Genomic DNA, 17,888 nt, shown 5'->3' with positions numbered 1-17,888 from the left:
GCGGCGGGCCCGTTCAGGGGCAGCCGGTGTTCCAGCCGGTCAGGGCGGGCCACTCGTGGTCGTGGCCCAGGATGCCGTAGCGGCCGGTCGCCAGCGGGAACAGTGCGCCCTTGTCCGGGCCGAAGCCCAGCCAGCGGGCGGTCAGCACCCGCAGCACGTGCCCGTGGGCGACCAGGGCGACGTCACCACCGTCGAGCAGCGGCCGCGCCCGCTCCAGCACCCGGTCGACCCGCTCGCCGACCTGCGCCAGTGTCTCCCCGGGGCTGTCGCCGGGCTCGGTGCCGTCGTGCCACAGCGACCACGGGTGCCCGACGCGGTCGCTGATCTCCGGGGTGGTCAGCCCCTCCCAGCGGCCGTAGTCGACCTCCACCAGGTCCGGCTCGACCACCGTCTCGATGCCGTCGTCGAACAGGCCGGCCAGCTCCGCGGTGCGCCGCGCCCGGATCAGCGGGCTGACGAAGGCGTGCGTGATGCCACGGCCGCCCAGCACCGACCGCAGCCGCCGCCCGTCGTCCTCCCCGTCGGGCAGCAGCGGCAGGTCGGTCAACCCCGTGTGCTGCCCGCTCCTGCTCCACTCGGTCGCTCCGTGCCGGACGACGACGATCTCACCCACGCTGGACCTCCTTCGCCGGGACCGGCCCCGGCTCGCTCGAACCGGACGACTCCCGGCCGCCCACGGACACGGCGCCGGCGACGGTCATCACGATCACCGCACCCAGGATGACCAGCAACGGCGCCGTCCAACCGCCGGTGGCATCGTGCACCGACCCGATCACCAGCGGGCCGGTGGCCGCCACCACGTAGCCGCACCCCTGCACCATCGCCGACAGCTGCCGGCTCTCGGTCTGGCCCCGGGACCGCCGGACGATGGCGATGAACACCACGGTGATCCCGCCGCCCTGCGCGACCCCTGCCAGCGAGCACCACAGCGGCCACAGCGAGGGGGCGGCCAGCATGCCCAGTGGCAGGGTCGCCCACAGCGTCGTCACCGCCAGCAGCACCGCCCACGGACGCTGCCACCAGGCGACCAGCGCGGGGATCGCGAAGGCGCCGGCGACGGCGAGCACCTGGAACAGCGACGAGCCGACCCCGGCCGCCTCCCGGGAGAGCCCCTGCTCGTCGGCCAGCAGCGTCGCCAGCCAGGCCGTCGTCGCGTAGAAGGCGAACGACTGCCCGGCGAAGGTGACGGTCAGCCCCCAGGCGACCGGCCGGCGCCAGACCGACCGGCCGGGCACCGGCGGCGGGGGAGCGGGCGGGGTGGTGCCGGCCGCTGCGGCACGGGCCACGTGCCGGCGCAGCGCGGCGGTCCAGACGGTGGCGGCCACGACCACCAGCAGCCCCCACGACGCCAGCGCCAGCTGCCAGCCCAGGACTGCGGCCAGCGGTGCGGTGAGCGCAGAGGTGAACGTGGAGCCCAGGTTCATCGTCGCGGTGTAGGCGGCGGTGACCACGTTGGTCACGCCGGGGAAGTCCCGGCCGATCACCACCGGGACGACGATGTTGCCCACGGTGATGCCCAGCCCGATCACCACCGTGCCGGCGATCGCGGCCTCCTCGGTGCCCAGCGAGCGCAGCAGGGTGCCGGCCAGCACCCCGGCCATCGACACGACGACGGCGCGGTGCACCCCCGTCCGGGCGATCAGCAGCGAGGCGAACGGCGCGGCGAGCCCGAAGCAGAGCACCGGGATGCTGGTCAGCAGGCCGATCGTGCCGGCGCCGACGCCGAGATCCCGGCGGATCAGCTCGACCACGGGGGCGACGGCCACCAGCGGTCCGCGCATGTTCAGCGCGACCAGCAGCACCCCGACCAGCAGCAGGACCGGCACGGCCGCCGTCCCCCGTGTTCGTTGCACCGGGCTACTCAACTCCACCGCACCGCCGTGCCGCGCGCCGGGGGCGGGCGCGCGGAAGCCGATCTGTGCAGCCGGACACATGGCGTGGTGTCGGGAAGGCGGTGGGGCAGTACCCGCTTGTGCGCAACGAGACCCCGGTGGCCGATCCCGGGGCCCCGACGCCGCGCACCGACGTCCCGCGCACCTCACGTCCTGGAGGACACATGACCAGCGCCACCGCCCCCACGCTCACCTTCGACCTCGGCGGCGACCTCCCCGTCCACCGCCTCGGCTACGGCGCCATGCAGCTCACCGGCGACGGCGTGTGGGGCGAGCCGGCCGACCGGGCCAACGCCGTCCGCGTCGTGCAGGCCGCCGTCGAGCAGGGCGTCGACTTCATCGACACCGCCGACTCCTACGGACCGGTGGTCAGCGAGCAGATCATCGCCGACGCGCTGCACCCCTACGCCGATGGCCTGGTCGTGGCCACGAAGGCCGGCCTGACCCGCACCGGTCCCGGCGAGTGGATCCCGGTGGGCCGCCCGGCCTACCTCAAGCAGCAGGTCGAGCTCTCGCTGCGCAACCTCAAGGTCGACCGGATCGACCTGATCCAGCTGCACCGGATCGACCCCGAGGTGCCGCTGGCCGACCAGCTGGGCGCCTTCGCCGAGCTCAAGGAGCAGGGCAAGGTCCGGCACATCGGCGTCTCCGAGGTCTCCGTCGAGGAGCTGAAGGCGGCCCGGGAGATCACCGAGATCGTCAGCGTGCAGAACCTGTACAACCTGACCAACCGGCAGAGCCAGGACGTGCTCGACTACGCCACCGCGGAGGGCATCGCCTTCATCCCGTGGTTCCCCATCGCCACCGGTGACCTCGCCAAGCCCGACAGCCCGGTGGCCGCGGTCGCGAAGGAGCTCGACGCCACCCCGTCGCAGGTCGCGCTGGCCTGGCTGCTGGCGAAGTCGCCGGTGATCCTGCCGATCCCGGGCACCAAGTCGCTGGACCACCTGGCCGAGAACCTCGGTGCCGCCCAGCTGACCCTCTCCGCCGACGAGATCGCCCGCCTGGACGCCCTCGCCTGATCCGCGCCCAGCAGTGATCAGGTGACCTGATCAAAGCCTGTCCCCCCGCACCAGCATTGGTGCGGGGGGACAGGCATTGGTGCAGGAGGACGGGCACCGACCCGCGTGGGCGGGCGGTCAGGCGGGGGTGTGGTCGGGGCCGGTGCCCGGGTGCAGCAGCGGACCGGTGTGCCCCTCGCCGCTGCCCAGCGCCGCGACGAACTCCCGCAGCAGGTCCCCGCCGTTGTGCTTCGCCCGCCAGCCCAGCTCGGTGCGCGCCTTGGTGGTGTCCAGCGGCGGCACCCCGATGCCCATGTCCAGCCAGCCGGGCTCGATCTGCAGCACGTGTGCGGCGAACGCTGCCTGCATCCCGGCACGCAGCGCCACCGCCGGCACCGGCACCCGGCGGGTGCCCAGCGCCCGGGCCAGGCCGTCGGCGTCGAGGTTCGGCGGGGCGGCCACGTTGAACGCCCCCGGCGCCCGCCGGTCCAGCACCCGGGCGATCAGGTCGGCGACGTCGTCGGCGTGCACGAAGCCCAGGTGCAGCGACCCGGGCAGCGGCAGCGGCAGCAGCTTGGCCACCGGTCCGGGCACTGCCCGGGCGGCGGGGAAGAGCAGCGGCCCGAGGAAGTAGCGGCCGATCTCGCTGGCCGCGTCCGGCTGCAGCACCAGGGTCGGGCGGATCGGGGAGACCGTCGCCTCCGGGTGCGCGGCGTCGAAGTCGCGCAGCAGCCCCTCGACCGTCGACTTCATCCGGCTGTACTGCGAGGACGGGATGCCGGTGGTCGGCCAGTCCTCGCCGACCGGGTGCACCTGCGGGCCGGCGGCGTAGGTGCCGATCGAGGACAGCGCCACCACGTGCGCCACCCCGGCCCGGCCGGCCGCGTCGAGCACCCGGCGGGTGCCCTCCACGTTCACCCGGTGCAGCAGGTCGGGCTGACGGTCGGGGATCAGCGCCCACGCCGAGTGGACGACGGCGTCGGCCCCGGCGAGGAACTCGTCGAGCACCGGCTCGCTGGAGCTCTCGCCGAGGTCGGCGCTGAACCAGCGCACCCCCGCGTACGGCTCGGTCTCCGGTGGCCGGCGGCGGGCCAGCCCACGCACCTCGGCGACCCCGGCGTCGGCCAGGGTACGCAGCAGCGCCGTCCCGACGTTGCCGGAGGCGCCGGTGACCGCCACGGTCATGCCCGACAGGTGTCCGCTGGGGAGCTCAGCCATGTCCGGCGGCTACCCGCGCAGGACGACGTCCACCCCTCAGCCGGCGACGTCGAGCGCGTCGAGCGCCAGGCCCCGGCACGCCGCCAGCCGCTCGGACTCCTCGGCCAGGCGCCTGCGGACCGCGGGCGGCAGGGCCTGCCACGGCTGCACCCGCACCGTGAGCCGCCGCCCGGAGCTGCGCGGTCGCCAGACGCCGGCCACCTCGCCGTCGACCAGGACCGCGCCGGGGCGGCCCAGCACCGGCCACAGCTCCTTGGCCCGCGCGCGGTCGGGCACCAGCAGCGACCGGTCGCGCAGCTGCAACCACGGGTCGTAGGGGGCGAGCAGCCGCACCACCGGGGCCGGCTCCGCGGCCGCGGCCGGCAGGTCGGCGGCGAGCAGCCAGCGGCGCTCCCCGTCGACCGTGACCTCGACGGCGTCGTCGGGCCAGCGCGCTCGGACGGCGGCGACCGGGGCGTCCAGGTGCGCCGCGACGTGCTGCGGGGTGGCCGGGCGGTACAGCCGCAGGTGGCCGCGGACGACGTCCAGCCGCTCGGGCACCTCCTCGGCTGGGACGAGGCCCGGGACCGGTCGGAGCACCGGTGGTGAGGTGCCCGGCACGAGTTCCAGGCCGGCGCGCAGCGCGGCGAGCCGGAACGGCTGCTCGTACAGGTGGGTGGCCTGGCAAGGGCGGCACCAGCGCAGGTACGGCTCGGGCAGCAGCTCGGCGAGCCGGCCGGAGACCTCGCCCTTGATCATCGGCTCGGTGACGAGCGTGCGCATCACGCCGGCGACGGTGTCCAGGGCGGTGAGCACCGGGATGCCCGCCGCGCGCAGCGGCTTCGCCGCGTCGAAGACCCGCTTGGCGGCGTCGGCCTTCGAGAACGGCGCCGTCGCGGCGAGGACGCCGGGCAGGTCGGCGCGGCGGTACGCGTGCGGTGCGCCCCGCAGGGTCCAGGCCAGGGCCAGGCCGGGGAGCTTCACCGGCACGTCGGCCCCGCGGACCGCCAGCGACCACCGGGCGGCGTCCGGTCCGGTGTCCTGCACGCCCTGGTCGAGCACCGCGGTGTCGTCGGTCGTGCCGGTGGCGCGGTCCAGCTGGTGGGCCCGCACCCGGTGACCGAGCACCTGCGCCCGGGTCAGCACCGTCATGGCGTCACCGTAGGGGCAGCTGCCGACGGTCAGGAGGCAACGGTCTCGTCGAGGGCGTCGCCGCGCCGCTCGGGCAGTGCCCAGGCCGAGGCGGCGGCGAGCACGAAGGCCAGCGCGAACACCCCGAACACCAGCCCGGTGCCCCCGCCGTCCAGCAGGTGCGGCACGGACAGCGGCGCCAAGATCGAGGCGATCCGGCCGAAGCCGGCCGCTGCGCCCGCGCCGGTGGCGCGCAGCGCGGTCGGGTACACCTCCGGGGTGAGCGCGTACAGCGCGCCCCACGCACCGAGGTTGAAGAACGACAGCACCATGCCGCTGGCCAGCACCGCGGAGTCCCCGCCGGCGACGGCGAACAGCCCCGCGCCCAGCGCCGACCCGAGCAGGAACAGCCCCAGGGTCGGCCGGCGCCCCCAGCGCTCGACCAGCCAGGCCGCGACCGCGTACCCGGGCAGCTGGGCCAGGGTGATCAGCAGCGTGTAGCCGAAGGACTTCACCAGCGAGAAGCCCGAGGCGTACAGCAGCGTCGGCAGCCAGGTGAAGGCGCCGTAGTAGGCGAAGTTGATGCAGAACCACACGCCCCACAGCGCGGCCGTGCGCCGTCGGGCGGCCGGGGCCCACAGCTGCCCCGGCCGCGCCCGGGTCACCGGTGCGGCCACCCGGGGGCTGGGCACCGGGTCGACCCCGGCGGCCCGCTCGAAGCGGCGGACCGCGGCCTCCGCCTCGTCGGTGCGACCGCGCAGCTCCAGGAAGCGCACCGACTCGGGCAGGCCGCGGCGGACGACGACGGCGTACAGCGCCGGCAGCGCCCCCAGGGCCAGCGCCCAACGCCAGCCGTCGTCGCTGCGCGGCACGACGAAGTAGCCGATCAGCGCGGCCAGCACCCAGCCGACCGCCCAGAACGCCTCCAGTGCCACCACCACCCGGCCCCGCACCCGGGCCGGTGCGTACTCGCTGACCAGGGTGGATGCCACCGGCAGCTCGGCGCCGAGGCCCAGCCCGATGAGGAACCGGAACACCAGCAGGGCGCCGACCGACCAGGACAGCGCCGCGGCGCCGGTGGCCAGGCCGAACACGAGCAGGGTGAGCGCGAACACCTGCCGGCGGCCGATCCGGTCGGCCAGCAGCCCGCCGAGGGTGGCGCCCAGCGCCATGCCCACGAACCCGATGGAGGCGATCCAGGACAGCTGGGTGTCGGTCAGCGACCACTGGACGGCGAGCGCGGTCATCACGAAGGAGATGAGCCCGACGTCCATCGCGTCCAGCGCCCAGCCGATGCCGCTGCCCACGACGAGGCGGCCGTGCTGCCGGGTCAGCGGCAGCCGGTCCAGCCGCTGCGGCCGGGTCAGCGGCGCGGGCGGGGAGGTCGGGGAGGCGGCGGTCGGCTCGGCGCTCATCGACGCGGCCTACCCGGACGGGAGCCGGGTCTCACCCCTGCGTGCCGGCGAGCGGGCCCGGCAGCCGGTTGGGGCCGGCCTCGGCGGGCCGGGGACGGTCCTCGGGGTGCGGCCGCACGGCCAGCAGCGCGACGTCGTCGGTGGCCGCGCCGGGCACCAGCCGGGCCAGCAGCGTGTCGCACAGCTCCTCCGGCGGGGTGTGCCCGAGGTCGCGCAGGGCGTCCTGGAGGGCGGCCAGCCCGGTGTCGAGGTCGGAGCCGGGCCGTTCGACCAGGCCGTCGGTGAACAGCAGCAGGGTGCTGCCGTCGAACAGGTCGACGGTGTGGTCGTGCCGCCGCGCGTCGGCGGTCACCCCCAGCATCAGGTCCGGGCGGGTGGCCAGGAGCCGGGAGCTGCCGTCGGGGGCGAGCAGCACCGGAGGCAGGTGGCCGGCGCTGCTCCACCGCAGCCGCCGACCGCCGGTCCCGGTCCCGTCCGGCCGCCGCTCGACCCGGGCCAGCAGGACGGTGGCCAAGGTGCCGACCGCCAGGCCCGTCGCGGCGCGCTCGGTGCGGGTGAGGGTGGCCGACAGCGGCTCGTCGTTGTCGAAGGCCAGGGCGCGCAGCAGCCCGCGCAGCTGGCCCATCGCGGCCGCGGCGTCGCTGTCGTGGCCGACCACGTCGCCGATCACCAGCACGGTCGCGCCGTCGGGCTGCAGGAACGCGTCGTACCAGTCACCGCCCACCTGGGCGCCGGAGGCGGCGGGCAGGTAGCGCACCACCAGGTGCAGGTGGTCCGGCTGCGGCGGCGGGGTGAGCAGCGCCTGCTGCAGCCGGTCGGAGAGCGCGCGGTCCTCCGCGGCGCGACGGGCGGCCTCGCGCAGCCGCGTCGCCTCGGCCTCGGCCGCCCGCCGCTCGGTGAGGTCGCGGAAGGAGACGACGACGCCGGTCACCTGCCCGTCCTCGACCGTGGGCACGGCGACCAGGTCGACCGGGACGGCGCTGCCGTCGCGGTGCCAGAAGACCTCGTCGGCCGCGTGCACCGGCTCCCCGGTGCGCAGCGCGCGCCACACCCCGCACTCCTCGAGCGGCAGCGGGGTGCCGTCGGGGTGCCGGGAGTGGATCAGCTCGTGCTGGTTGCTCCCCAGCTGCACGGCCGCGGGGTGCCCGGTGATCCGCTCGGCGGCGGGGTTGACGAACTCCACCCGGCCCTCGGCGTCCAGGCCGTAGATGCCGTCGGCGGTGTTGTCCAGGATCTTGCGGGACAGCTCCAGCGCCCGGGACAGCTCCGCCTCGACGGCCTGCAGCCGGACCACGTCCGCGTGGTGCTGGGCCAGGGTCCGGCGTTCCGGCATGGGGTGGTGGTCTCCTCCTCGGGATGCGCGGGCAGCACCCAGCCTGCACCACCCGGCACGGCGGGGGGACCGGGGGCTCCCGCGGTCAGCCGTGCGTGCGCACGTGGGCGGTGACCAGCTCCCCGACCCGGTCGGCGGCGAGCTCGGGCAGCCAGTGGTCGGCGTCCTCGAGCACCTCCAGCGCGTAGGGCGCGCTGACGAACTCCCCGGTCGCCTCGGTCGCGGCCCGGCCGAGGAAGGTGTCCCGCGCCCCCCAGACGTGCAGCGTCGGCACCCGCACCCGGCCGACCGGGTCGTTCCCGGCCAGGGGCAGAGCCCGGTACCAGTTGAGTGCGGCGGTCAGCGCCCCCGGCTCCCGCATCCGGTCGACGTAGCGGTCGACCAGTTCCTCCGGCAGACCGCCCTGCCGCAGCATCCGGCGCAGCACGGCACCGCCACCGGCCAGCAGCGCCGCCTCGGGAGCCACGGGCAGCTGGAAGAGCCCGATGTAGGCCGAGCGCAGCACCTGGTCGCTGTGCCCGAGGGCCTGGGTCATCGCGGCCGGGTGCGGCACCGACAGCGAGGTGAGGGTGCGCACCCGCCACGGGTGCCAGGCGGCCAGCGCCCAGCCGACGATGCCGCCCCAGTCGTGCCCGACGACGTGCGCGCTGTCCAGCCCGGCGGCCTGCAGCAGCGCCAGGACGTCGTCGGCCGTCTCGCGCAGCCGGTAGGCCGAGCGGCCGGTGGGCCGGGCGCCGGGGGAGTAGCCCCGCTGGTCCGGCGCCAGGGTGCGCAGCCCCGCGGAGTGCAGGACCGGGCTGAGCCGGTCGAAGGCGCCGGAGTCCTGCGGGAAGCCGTGCAGCAGCACGACCGGCTCCCCGTCGGACGGGCCGGCGTCCCGGACGTCGAAGACGAGGTCACCGCGGCGGAAGGAGTCCATGCCCCCGTCCCTTCCCCGGCGACCGCCCGCTCACTCGGGCAGGACGTGGGAGAACACCGACGTCGGGCTCCCGTCCCGGTCCCGCACCACCGAGACCCGCACCAGCGCCGGCACCGGCGAGCCGTCGGCGTGCACGAACGCCGTGGACAGCTCGGTCACGCCGATGAACGCGGTGAACAGCCCGTCGACGGCGGGCCGGTCCGCCACCGGGGTCAGGTCCTGCACCCGGCTGTCCCGGAGCTGCTCGGCGGTGGTGCCCAGCAGCGCGGCGAAGGCCTTGTTCACCCGCAGCAGCCGCCCGTCCATCCGGGTCATCGTCATGCCGATCGGCGCGTCGTCGAAGGCGTGCCGGAACATCGCCTCGCTGGCCGCCAGCGCCCGCCGCGCCTCGACGGTGGCGGTCACGTCCCGGGAGACCGACAGCACCTCCCGCACCCGGCCGTCGTCGTCGCGCAGCCGGCGGGTCCCGCTCTCCAGCCAGCGCAGGCCGCCGTCGCGGTGCACGTAGCGGTGCACAGCGGTGCCGTCGAGCACGCGCGCGGCCAGCTCCGGGTCGGCGACCAGCCGGGCCAGGTCCTCCCGGTGCAGCAGGTCGCCGATCGACCGGCCCACCAGCTCCTGCGGCAGCCAGCCGAGGATGGGGCCGCTGCTGGCCGAGGCGTAGCTGATCCGGAGGTCCGGGGTGGTCACCAGGACCAGCTCGTCGTTCCCGCCCAGCGGCAGCACCGCGCTGCCCCCGGCCTCGGCCGGCGGCCCGCTGACCGCGCGGCGGGTCAGGCGGGCGGTCAGCGCCGGAGAGGCCGGCTCCGGCTTGCCGAACAGCCAGCCCTGCGCCGCGTCGCAGCCCATCGCGATCAGCTGCCGGGCCTGTTCGTCGGACTCCACGCCCTCGGCCAGCACCCGGCGGCCCAGGCTGTGCGCCGCCTCGACGACCAGCCGGACGAGCACCGCGTCGGCGGTGTCGCTGGCCACCCGCTCGACGAAGGACCGGTCGATCTTCACCAGGTCCAACGGCAGCGCGCGCAGCAGGCTCAGCGCCGAGTGCCCGGCACCGAAGTCGTCCAGCGCCAGCCGCACCCCCAGGTCGCGGATCTGGGTGAGCCGGGCCGCGGTGGCCCCCAGGTCGGTGATCGCCGCCGTCTCGGTGATCTCCAGGCACAGCCGCTCCGGGGCCAGCCCGCTGTCGGCCAGCGCCCGCACGACGTCGTCGGTGAAGTCCCGCTGGGCCAGCTGGACGGCGGAGACGTTGACCGCGACCGTGGCGGCGAGGCCGGTGGGACCGGTCGGCCAGCCGGCCGCCTCCCGGCAGGCGGTCTGCAGCACCCAGCGGCCCAGGTCGACGACCAGCCCGGTCTGCTCGGCCAACGGGATGAACCGGTCGGGCGGGACGACGCCGAGCTCCGCGTCGTCCCAGCGGGCCAGCGCCTCGACCCCGGTCACCTGCCCACCCGGGAGCGCGACCACCGGCTGGTAGTGCAGCGTCAGACCCCCGGTCTCGATGGCGTGCCGCAGCCGGCGCTCCATCGCGTGCCGCGCGCGGACCACGTCGGTGGCCTCGGCGTCGGCCAGCAGCTCGCTGCCGAAGTGCGCGACGCGGCCGCGGCCCAGGGACTTGGCGCGGTACATCGCCAGGTCGGCCTGGTGCAGCAGGTCGTCCAGCGAGCCCGGCAGCCGGCCGTCGGCGCTGGCCACCCCGACGCTGGCGCCCAGGCTCACCAGGTGCTCGGCCGGCCCGTCGGCGCCCAGCGCGCTGACCACGAACGGTGCGGCCGCGGCGAGCACGATCCGCTCGGCCAGCGCGCTGCTCTGCTCGCCGGTCATCGCCTCGCCGGTGACGACGGCGAACTCGTCCCCGGAGAGCCGCACCACCAGGTCCCCGGCGCGGGCCACCCCGCGCAGCCGGCGGGCGAACTCGACGAGCACCTGGTCACCGGCGCTGTGCCCGAGGTGGTCGTTGACGTCCTTGAACCGGTCCAGGTCGATGTAGCAGAGCACTCCGGTGCCGCCGGCCTGCCGGAGCCGCTCGAGGAGGGAGATCCGGTTGGGCAGCCCGGTCAGCGGGTCGTGCAGTGCCTGCCAGGCGTACTGCTGGGCGAGGTGCTCGAACAACGCGGTCACCGGCACCACGAACAGCCGGCCCTCCGGTCCGGTCACGACGACGGCGTCGAGCAGCGCGTCACCGGCGGCGCGCCGCTCGACGACCGCTGCGGCCGCCTGCGGCACCGGGGCGTCGGCCGGGAAGACCAGCGTCTCCGGCACCCCGAGCTCGGGCAGCTCGCGCCGGGCGTGCACCAGCCGGCCGTAGCCGAGCCGGCCGGTCATCGCGACCTCGAACCAGGAGCGGCTGACCAGCACCGGCGCCTCGGGCCGGTCGGTGACCACCCAGCGCAGCCCGGCGTCCCGGCGGAACAGGGCGTCCAGGGCGGCCAGCGGCACTCCCGGCGGCACCAGCCGGGCCGGCACCGCGAGGTCGCCCAGTGCGGCGAGCGGGGGCCCGTCGGCCCCCGGCGCAGCGGGTGCGGAGAAGGTGGTGCCCGCGGCGGGCGCCGGCGGAGCAGACAGGGCGGCGTCCGCCGTCCCGGTGCGGGTCATCGACCGTCGTCCTCCCCGGACCGCCGCGCGGCGGTCGTCGGGATAAATGATGATCATGGTCGGCGGGGCGGGGCGATGCCCTCTCACCCGTCCGGGTCGGCGCCGAGGAGAGCCCCTGCAGGCGCCGGACGCCGCGGTCGGGGACGATGGAGCGGTGGTGGCACCCGCGACGAGCGAGCTGATCGTCCTGGTCGACGAGGACGGGACGGCGATCGGCACGATGCCCAAGCCGCTGGTGCACCACGGGGAGACCCCGTTGCACCGCGCCTTCTCCGCCTACCTCTTCGACGCGGCCGGGCGGTTGCTGGTCACCCGCCGTGCCGAGGACAAGGCCACCTTCCCCGGGATGTGGACCAACACCGTCTGCGGGCACCCGGGCCCGGGTGAGGACGACGTCGCGGCCATCGCCCGCCGGGCGCGCTACGAGCTCGGCCTCGGGGTCGAGCAGCTGCGGCCGGCCCTGCCGTCCTACCGCTACCGGGCGGTGTTCCGCGGCGTGGTGGAGAACGAGATCTGCCCGGTCTGGATCGGCCGCTTCACCGGCACGCCGGCGCCCGAACCGACCGAGGTCGGTGAGTGGGAGGTGCTCGACTGGGCCGACTTCCGGGCCCGCCAGGAGGCCCAGCTCGACGACGCCTGGTCGCCCTGGTGCCGCGAGCAGGCCCGCCTCATCGAGGCCGCCGGCCTCGCGCCCACCACCTGAGTGAACGCGAGGTCGCCCGGCCCCGTCCAGAGGCTCGCCCCGAGCCTGCGAGGGGTGAGGGGGACGGGGTCCTTCGTCAGGCGTGCACCACGAGCCGGACGGTGCAGCCCTGCCCGGCCGCGTCGGCCGGGGTGGTGGTGAGGACGTCGACCGACCGGCGGGCCAGCCACAACCCCATCCCGCCCACGGCCATGTCGCCGTGCGCGGGGCCGTAGCCCACCAGCGGGTCGTCGAAGGCGGTGCCCCGGTCGGTCACCGCGCACAGCAGGCGCTCCGGGGTGCACCACAGCTTCACGTCGACGGGGGGCACGCCGTGCTCGGTGGCGTTCGCGGTCACCTCGTCGATGGCCAGCACGAAGTCCTGCGCGGCGTCCTCGGACAGCGCGCTGTCGGCCAGCGCCTGGCGCAGAGCGCGGCGCAGGGCACGCATGTCGTCGAGGTCGACGACGGCCAGGGTGGGCTCGGTGTCCTCCAGGGGATCGGGCACCCGCGCCCGCTCCACCTCGCGCAGCAGCTCCTCCGGCGCCCGGTAGCCCGGGTTGCGCACCGCGCCGTCGGCGGTCAGCAGCCACGGGTGCGTCGCCCGCGCCACCGACTGGGCGTCGACACCGTCGGGTTCGCCCACGGCCGGGCTCAGCAGGCACAGGTGATCGACCGGCCGCTCGGCGAGCACGTGGTTGAGCAGCGCCTCGGTCTGCGTCCAGGTCGTCCAGTCGTCCGGCTCGCCGGGGCCGGTCACCAGGTGCAGCCGCCGGCCGTCGGGCGGCAGCTCGCCGTCGACGAGCGACCCGATCGCGGCGATCGCGTTCGGGGGACGGTCGCCCAGCGGGTCGGCCGGGCCGACGTGGACGTCCTCGGGGCGGCCGAGGGCGTCCAGCAGGGCACCGGCCACCGGCTCGGTGCAGGCCACCACGACCGGCTCGCCGGCGTCCAGGGCGGTGCGCAGCACCGGGCCCAGGACGCCGGCGACATCCTGGCCGGGGCGCACCACGTAGCCGATGTGCCGGTAGCCCTGGGGCTCCGGGCTCGGCGACGGGACGACCTGCTGCTCGGCGTGCTCCACGGGCTGGGCCCGCCTCCTTCGTCGGCTGCTTCGACTGGGGGTCTGTGCCCGGGGACGGTGATCGGGAATCATCGGTCCGGCGAGGGTCACACTCCCGGGTCGGGCCCGGCATGGCCCGCGAAACCGCGGTGTTGAGGTGGCCGTGCACAACGACGTCGTGGTGATCGGGGCCGGGCAGGCCGGGCTCTCGGCCGCTTGGGCACTGCGCCGGGCCGGCGCCGACTTCGTCGTCCTGGACGCCGACGCCGGGCCGGGCGGCGCCTGGCAGCACCGCTGGCCCTCGCTGCGGCTGGACCGGGCGCACCGGATCCACCCCCTGCCGGGGATGGCGCTGCCCGACGCCGACCCGGCGGCGCCGGCCAGCGAGGTCGTCGGGGACTACTTCGCCGCCTACGAGCGGCACTTCGACCTGCCGGTGCGGCGGCCGGTGGCGGTGCGGGCGGTCCGGCGCACCGACCACGGCTTCGTGCTCGACACCGACGCGGGGGAGTGGACGGCGCGCGGGGTGGTCAACGCCACGGGCACCTGGACCCACCCCTTCTGGCCCGCCTACCCGGGGCGGGAGCTGTTCGGCGGCCGGCAGCTGCACGCCGCTGACTACCGCGGCGCCGAGGAGTTCCGGGGGCAGTCGGTGGTCGTCGTCGGCGGGGGGACGTCAGCGGTGCAGCAGCTGATCGAGATCAGCGAGGTCGCCGAGACCACCTGGGTCACCCGCCGGGAGCCGATCTGGCGCCCGGGGGACTTCGATGAGGACGCCGGCCGCGCCGCGGTCGCCCTGGTCGACGCGCGGGTGCGCGCCGGCCTGCCACCGGGCAGCGTCGTCGGCGTCACCGGGCTCCTGGAGACCGAGGCGGTGCTCGCCGCCCGGGACCGGGGCGTGCTGGACCGGTTCCCGGTGTTCGACCGGCTCACCCACGACGGTGTGGCCTGGGACTCCCCGGCCCGGTTCGTCCGGGCCGACGCCGTGCTGTGGGCCACCGGCTTCCGGGCGGCCCTGGTCCATCTCACGCCGCTGCACCTGCGCGCCCCCGGGGGCGGCATCGCGATGGACGGCACCCGGGTGGTCGCCGAGCCACGTCTCCACCTGGTCGGGTACGGCCCCTCGGCGAGCACGATCGGCGCCAACCGGGCGGGGCGGGCCGCCGCCCGCGAGCTGCTGCGCACCCTCGCCGCCGGACCGGAGGTTGACCGGAGGGCATCGGCGGTAGTGACCGACGCATGAGCGAGAACCCGGACCCCGCCCTGCCCGACACCGGCATGGCCACCGGCAACGACGAGGGGCTGCCCGGTGAGCGGAGCCGGGTGCCCCTCGGCGTGGACGAGCAGGAGGCCCTGGCCGCCCTCGAGCAGCCCGACGGCCGGCCGGCCGAGCCCGCCGTGGAGGACACCCCGGAGGTGGCCGCGGCGGCCGCCGACGACGCTCCGCTGCCGGCCGCCGGCGACGGCGGCGGCAACGACGACGGGCTCGACCCGCAGTTCACCGACCGCTGAGCGGGAGGCGCCCCCCGCTCACTGCGCGTTGAGCCGGACGGCGATCAGCGCGACGTCGTCCTCGGCGCCGTCGGACGGCAGCAGCCGGGCGATCAGCGTGTCGGCGATCTCGTCGACCGGCCGGCCCCCGAGGGTGGTGAGCTCGGTGCGCAGCCGCTCGACGCCCTCGTCGAACACCTGGTCGCGGCGCTCGACCAGTCCGTCCGTGTAGAGCAGGACGGTCGAGCCGCGCGCCACGGTGGTGACGTGCTCGCGGCGGGGGGCGTCGGTGGAGACCCCCAGCAGCAGCTCCGCGCGTGGCCCGTCGAGCACCTGCACCGAGCCGTCGGGGTGCTGCACCAGCGGGGGCAGGTGCCCGGCGTTGGACCAGCGCAGCCGGGTGAGGCCGTCGGCCCGCTCCTGCGGGGTCTGCTCCAGCCGGGCCACCAGCACCGAGGCCATCGTCCTCAGCTGCAGCCCCTCGATCGCCCGGTCCAGCCGGGACAGCACCGCGGCCGGACCCCCCTCGCTGTCGAAGGCGATCCCGCGCAGCAGCCCGCGCAGCTGACCCATGGAGGCAGCGGCCTCGGTGTCGTGGCCGACCACGTCGCCGATCACCAGCACGGTTGAGCCGTCGGGCTGCTGGAAGACGTCGTACCAGTCGCCGCCGACCTGCGACTCGCGGGCGGCCGGCTCGTAGCGGACGGCGAAGTCGAGGTGGTCGGGGTCCGGCGGTTCGGACAGCAGGCTGCGCTGCAGGGTGAGGGCGACCCGGGCGACCCGGCGGCTGCGGGCGTACAGGGCCTCCAGCAGGTTGGTGCGCAGGTCGCCGACCTCGCCCAGCTGGGCGGGGGACCAGGGCTCGGAGCGGTTGCGGACCACCTCCCGCCAGCGGTCGAAGGACCTCCGCGGGGAGAGCCGGACCGTGTCGCCCTGGCGCTCGGCGATCGCCTTGTTGTGCGGGTCGCCGCCCCAGTCGACCGAGTGCACCTGCTCCGCGCGGGTCCAGATCACGTACTGGCCCTCCGGCAGCGGCAGGGCCAGCACGCCGCAGGCCAGGTCCGCCGGTACCGGGAGGTGCGGCGCCACCAGCGGCAGCTGGTCGGTGCTCACCACGTCGCTGCCCTGCTCGGCGGCCCAGGCGGCCAGCGCGCCGACGACCGCCGCCGGCAGCGGCGCGCCGGCGGACGCGGTGGCGCCCTGCAGGTTCAGCACCACCGAGTCGGCGGGCAGGACGTCGAGCAGCCCGGGCTGGCCCAGCAGGCTCTGGGCCAGCGGGCGGTCCTCGTCCAGCGCGGCAGCGGTGAGCCAGGCCATCGTCGAGCGGACCTGCAGCGCGCGCCGGTGCTCCTCGTCCTGGGCGCGGTCGACCAGCCGCAGCGACAGGGCGGAGCCGAGGAACTCCGCCGCGGCGCGGGTGGCGTAGGGCGGGGAGTGCGGGCCGGCGTAGTGGTGGCAGGCGATGAGCCCCCACAGCTTGTCGTCGCGCAGCAGCGAGATGGACATCGAGGCGCGGACGCCCATGTTGCGCAGGTACTCGCAGTGGATCGGGGAGACGCTGCGCAGCGTGGAGAAGGTCAGGTCCAGCGGCTGGCCGGTGGCCGGCAGGTCGACCGGTTCCAACGGCGACGGCGTGTAGTCGACGTCGCCGATCAGCCGGATCCAGTTCTTCTCGTACAGGGCCCGCGCCTGGGCCGGGATGTCCGAGGCCGGGTAGTGCAGGCCGAGGAAGGAGTTCAGCCCCGCCACCTTCGCCTCGGCGACGACCTCGCCGTTGTAGTCGGCGTCGTAGCGGTAGACCATCACCCGGTCGAAGCCGGTGAGGGTGCGCACCGCCTCGGCGGTGATGTCGTAGAGCTCCTGCAGCGAGGTCGCCCGGTTCAGCTCGACGATGGTGCCGCGCACCGCCTGGTAGGTGTTCGGGAAGGAGAAGGGCCGCGGGCCGGAGGCCGGCTCCAGCTCCACGACCAGGGTGCTGGCCGCGACCGTCCCCGCGGCCAGCCCGCTCACCGGCGGGCCGTCGACCAGCGGCGGCAGGACGATGTTCTCCGAGCCGTGGACCGCCCGGTGCAGGATCGCGTCGACCGGGCACGGAGTGCCCTCGCAGTCGAGGACCAGCTCCACCGGGTTGCGCTCCCGCAGGTCGCCGAAGGCGCTCGCCGACCGGGCCACCGCCTCGGCGGCGGGCACCCCGAGCACCTCGGTCAGCGGTCGCCCCAGCGCGTCGTCCCAGGGCATGCCGACGACGTCGGCGAGGTTGCGCGACACCTGCCGCACCACCATGTCCGGCTCGCTGACCGCCAGCAGGACGCCGCGCGGCTGGACGCTGCCCGGTACGTGGATCGGCTCGCGCTCGCAGTTGCTCAGGTCGACCGGTTCGCCCGGCGCCAGCCAGGGGCCGGCCTGCACCCGGTCGGTCATGCGGTGACCTCGCTCCCTCGGACGTGCCCCCGCGGCAGCGCTGCCCCTGAGTCTCCCTGCTCGGCGGGGACCGCGCCGCACCAGGCGGCCAGTGCGCCGAACGTCTCCCGCGCCGCGGCCACCAGGCGGCCGGCATCGCCCCCGCCGGCGATCCGCTCACGGGTGACCGTCCGGAAGGCGTGCCACATCGCGCCCGTCTCGGTGCCGTAGGGGGAGAACGCCCGCAGCACGCCGGGCGCCGCCACGTGCGGCAGCGTGGCCAGGTGCCGGTCGATGAACACCCCGCCGAGCGAGGAGCCCTCCAGCACGTACAGCCGGCCCAGCGCCGCGTCGGTGCCGGCGACCGCGGGCAGCTCCGGCTGGGCGGGGGGCTCCACCCGAGGCGCACCCAGCGCGGCCAGGTCGGCGGCGAACAGGTGCGACCGCCGCCGTCGCGACCACCCCACCCGGGCGGCATCGGCCGGTTCGGCTCCGGCCCAGGCGTCCAGGCCGGCCTCGGCGGCGCGCCAGAAGCCGTGCATCCGGGTGAGGGCGGCCACCAGGCGCTCGCGGGTCAGCTGGGGGTCGAGCAGGTCGAGGCTGTCCTCGACGGCCCGGTGCTCGGCTGCGGTCTCGCTGCGGAGCCGGCGGAGCACGTCACGGTCGTCGAGCACCGGGTCCGCGTCGTCCACCGCGCCGGCCCGGGTCCCGGGCAGCGCTTCTCCTGCTGTGCTCAACTCGTCCAGCCTAGGGCACCGGGGTGACGATCGGA

Annotated in this window: 15 protein-coding genes; 4 read left to right on the top strand and 11 right to left on the bottom strand. The window is 75.9% G+C overall.

From position 1 onward, the window contains the following. Window positions 1-13 precede the first annotated feature (13 nt). Both ACI783_RS13230 and ACI783_RS13225 read right to left on the bottom strand, forming a co-directional pair. Window positions 14-613, bottom strand: coding sequence for a histidine phosphatase family protein (locus ACI783_RS13230; protein ID WP_457140866.1), 600 nt, complete (start codon window positions 611-613; stop codon window positions 14-16). Beyond that, window positions 606-1,826 carry an MFS transporter gene (locus ACI783_RS13225; protein ID WP_457140865.1) on the bottom strand — a complete coding sequence of 407 codons (1,221 nt, stop codon included), beginning with the start codon at window positions 1,824-1,826 and terminating at the stop codon, window positions 606-608. Before ACI783_RS13225 ends, ACI783_RS13230 begins: the two co-directional genes overlap by 8 nt. 230 nt (window positions 1,827-2,056) lie before the next feature. On the opposite strand from ACI783_RS13225, the gene ACI783_RS13220 reads away from it, so the two are divergent. Beyond that, window positions 2,057-2,914 (top strand): aldo/keto reductase, encoded by an 858-nt coding sequence (locus ACI783_RS13220; protein ID WP_457140864.1) that lies wholly within the window; start codon window positions 2,057-2,059, stop codon window positions 2,912-2,914. A 117-nt stretch (window positions 2,915-3,031) separates the two neighbouring features. Here ACI783_RS13220 and ACI783_RS13215 read toward each other — a convergent pair whose 3' ends face one another. The 6 genes from ACI783_RS13215 to ACI783_RS13190 all read right to left on the bottom strand — a co-directional run bounded on the left by ACI783_RS13215 (window position 3,032) and on the right by ACI783_RS13190 (window position 11,480). Next, a complete protein-coding gene (locus ACI783_RS13215) occupies window positions 3,032-4,111 on the bottom strand; it encodes an NAD-dependent epimerase/dehydratase family protein (RefSeq protein WP_457140863.1) in 1,080 nt (359 codons plus the stop codon). Between the two features lie 36 nt (window positions 4,112-4,147). Next, entirely contained in the window at window positions 4,148-5,242 is a 1,095-nt protein-coding gene (locus ACI783_RS13210) for a DNA glycosylase AlkZ-like family protein (RefSeq protein ID WP_457140862.1), read from the bottom strand. A gap of 29 nt (window positions 5,243-5,271) precedes the next feature. Beyond that, complete coding sequence (locus ACI783_RS13205) at window positions 5,272-6,636, bottom strand: MFS transporter (protein ID WP_457140861.1); 1,365 nt, start codon at window positions 6,634-6,636, stop codon at window positions 5,272-5,274. Window positions 6,637-6,667: 31 nt separating this feature from the next. Further along, entirely contained in the window at window positions 6,668-7,969 is a 1,302-nt protein-coding gene (locus tag ACI783_RS13200) for a PP2C family protein-serine/threonine phosphatase (RefSeq protein ID WP_457140860.1), read from the bottom strand. A gap of 85 nt (window positions 7,970-8,054) precedes the next feature. After that, window positions 8,055-8,888, bottom strand: coding sequence for an alpha/beta fold hydrolase (locus ACI783_RS13195; RefSeq protein WP_457140859.1), 834 nt, complete (start codon window positions 8,886-8,888; stop codon window positions 8,055-8,057). Between the two features lie 30 nt (window positions 8,889-8,918). After that, on the bottom strand, window positions 8,919-11,480 hold the full coding sequence (locus ACI783_RS13190) for an EAL domain-containing protein (protein WP_457140858.1): 2,562 nt from the start codon (window positions 11,478-11,480) through the stop codon (window positions 8,919-8,921). 157 nt (window positions 11,481-11,637) lie between these two features. On the opposite strand from ACI783_RS13190, the gene idi reads away from it, so the two are divergent. After that, window positions 11,638-12,183, top strand: coding sequence for an isopentenyl-diphosphate Delta-isomerase (idi, locus tag ACI783_RS13185; protein WP_457140857.1), 546 nt, complete (start codon window positions 11,638-11,640; stop codon window positions 12,181-12,183). 76 nt (window positions 12,184-12,259) lie between these two features. On the opposite strand, the gene ACI783_RS13180 is transcribed toward idi, so the two are convergent. Then, a complete protein-coding gene (locus ACI783_RS13180; protein WP_457140856.1) occupies window positions 12,260-13,246 on the bottom strand; it encodes an ATP-binding protein in 987 nt (328 codons plus the stop codon). Window positions 13,247-13,382: 136 nt separating this feature from the next. On the opposite strand from ACI783_RS13180, the gene ACI783_RS13175 reads away from it, so the two are divergent. Continuing rightward, window positions 13,383-14,468 (top strand): FAD-dependent oxidoreductase, encoded by a 1,086-nt coding sequence (locus tag ACI783_RS13175; RefSeq protein ID WP_457140855.1) that lies wholly within the window; start codon window positions 13,383-13,385, stop codon window positions 14,466-14,468. After that, the gene (locus ACI783_RS13170) at window positions 14,465-14,737 is read left to right on the top strand and encodes a hypothetical protein (RefSeq protein WP_457140854.1); all 273 of its coding nucleotides are present in this window, start codon (window positions 14,465-14,467) and stop codon (window positions 14,735-14,737) included. The genes ACI783_RS13175 and ACI783_RS13170 overlap by 4 nt, the downstream gene beginning before the upstream one ends. 18 nt (window positions 14,738-14,755) lie before the next feature. On the opposite strand, the gene ACI783_RS13165 is transcribed toward ACI783_RS13170, so the two are convergent. Then, window positions 14,756-17,137 carry a SpoIIE family protein phosphatase gene (locus tag ACI783_RS13165; RefSeq protein WP_457140853.1) on the bottom strand — a complete coding sequence of 794 codons (2,382 nt, stop codon included), beginning with the start codon at window positions 17,135-17,137 and terminating at the stop codon, window positions 14,756-14,758. Beyond that, on the bottom strand, window positions 17,134-17,853 hold the full coding sequence (locus ACI783_RS13160; protein ID WP_457140852.1) for a biliverdin-producing heme oxygenase: 720 nt from the start codon (window positions 17,851-17,853) through the stop codon (window positions 17,134-17,136). The genes ACI783_RS13165 and ACI783_RS13160 overlap by 4 nt, the downstream gene beginning before the upstream one ends. Window positions 17,854-17,888: the final 35 nt, after the last annotated feature.

It is taken from the genome of Modestobacter sp. SYSU DS0511 (assembly GCF_054050755.1).
This window is presented reverse-complemented; position numbering and strand designations above follow the sequence as displayed.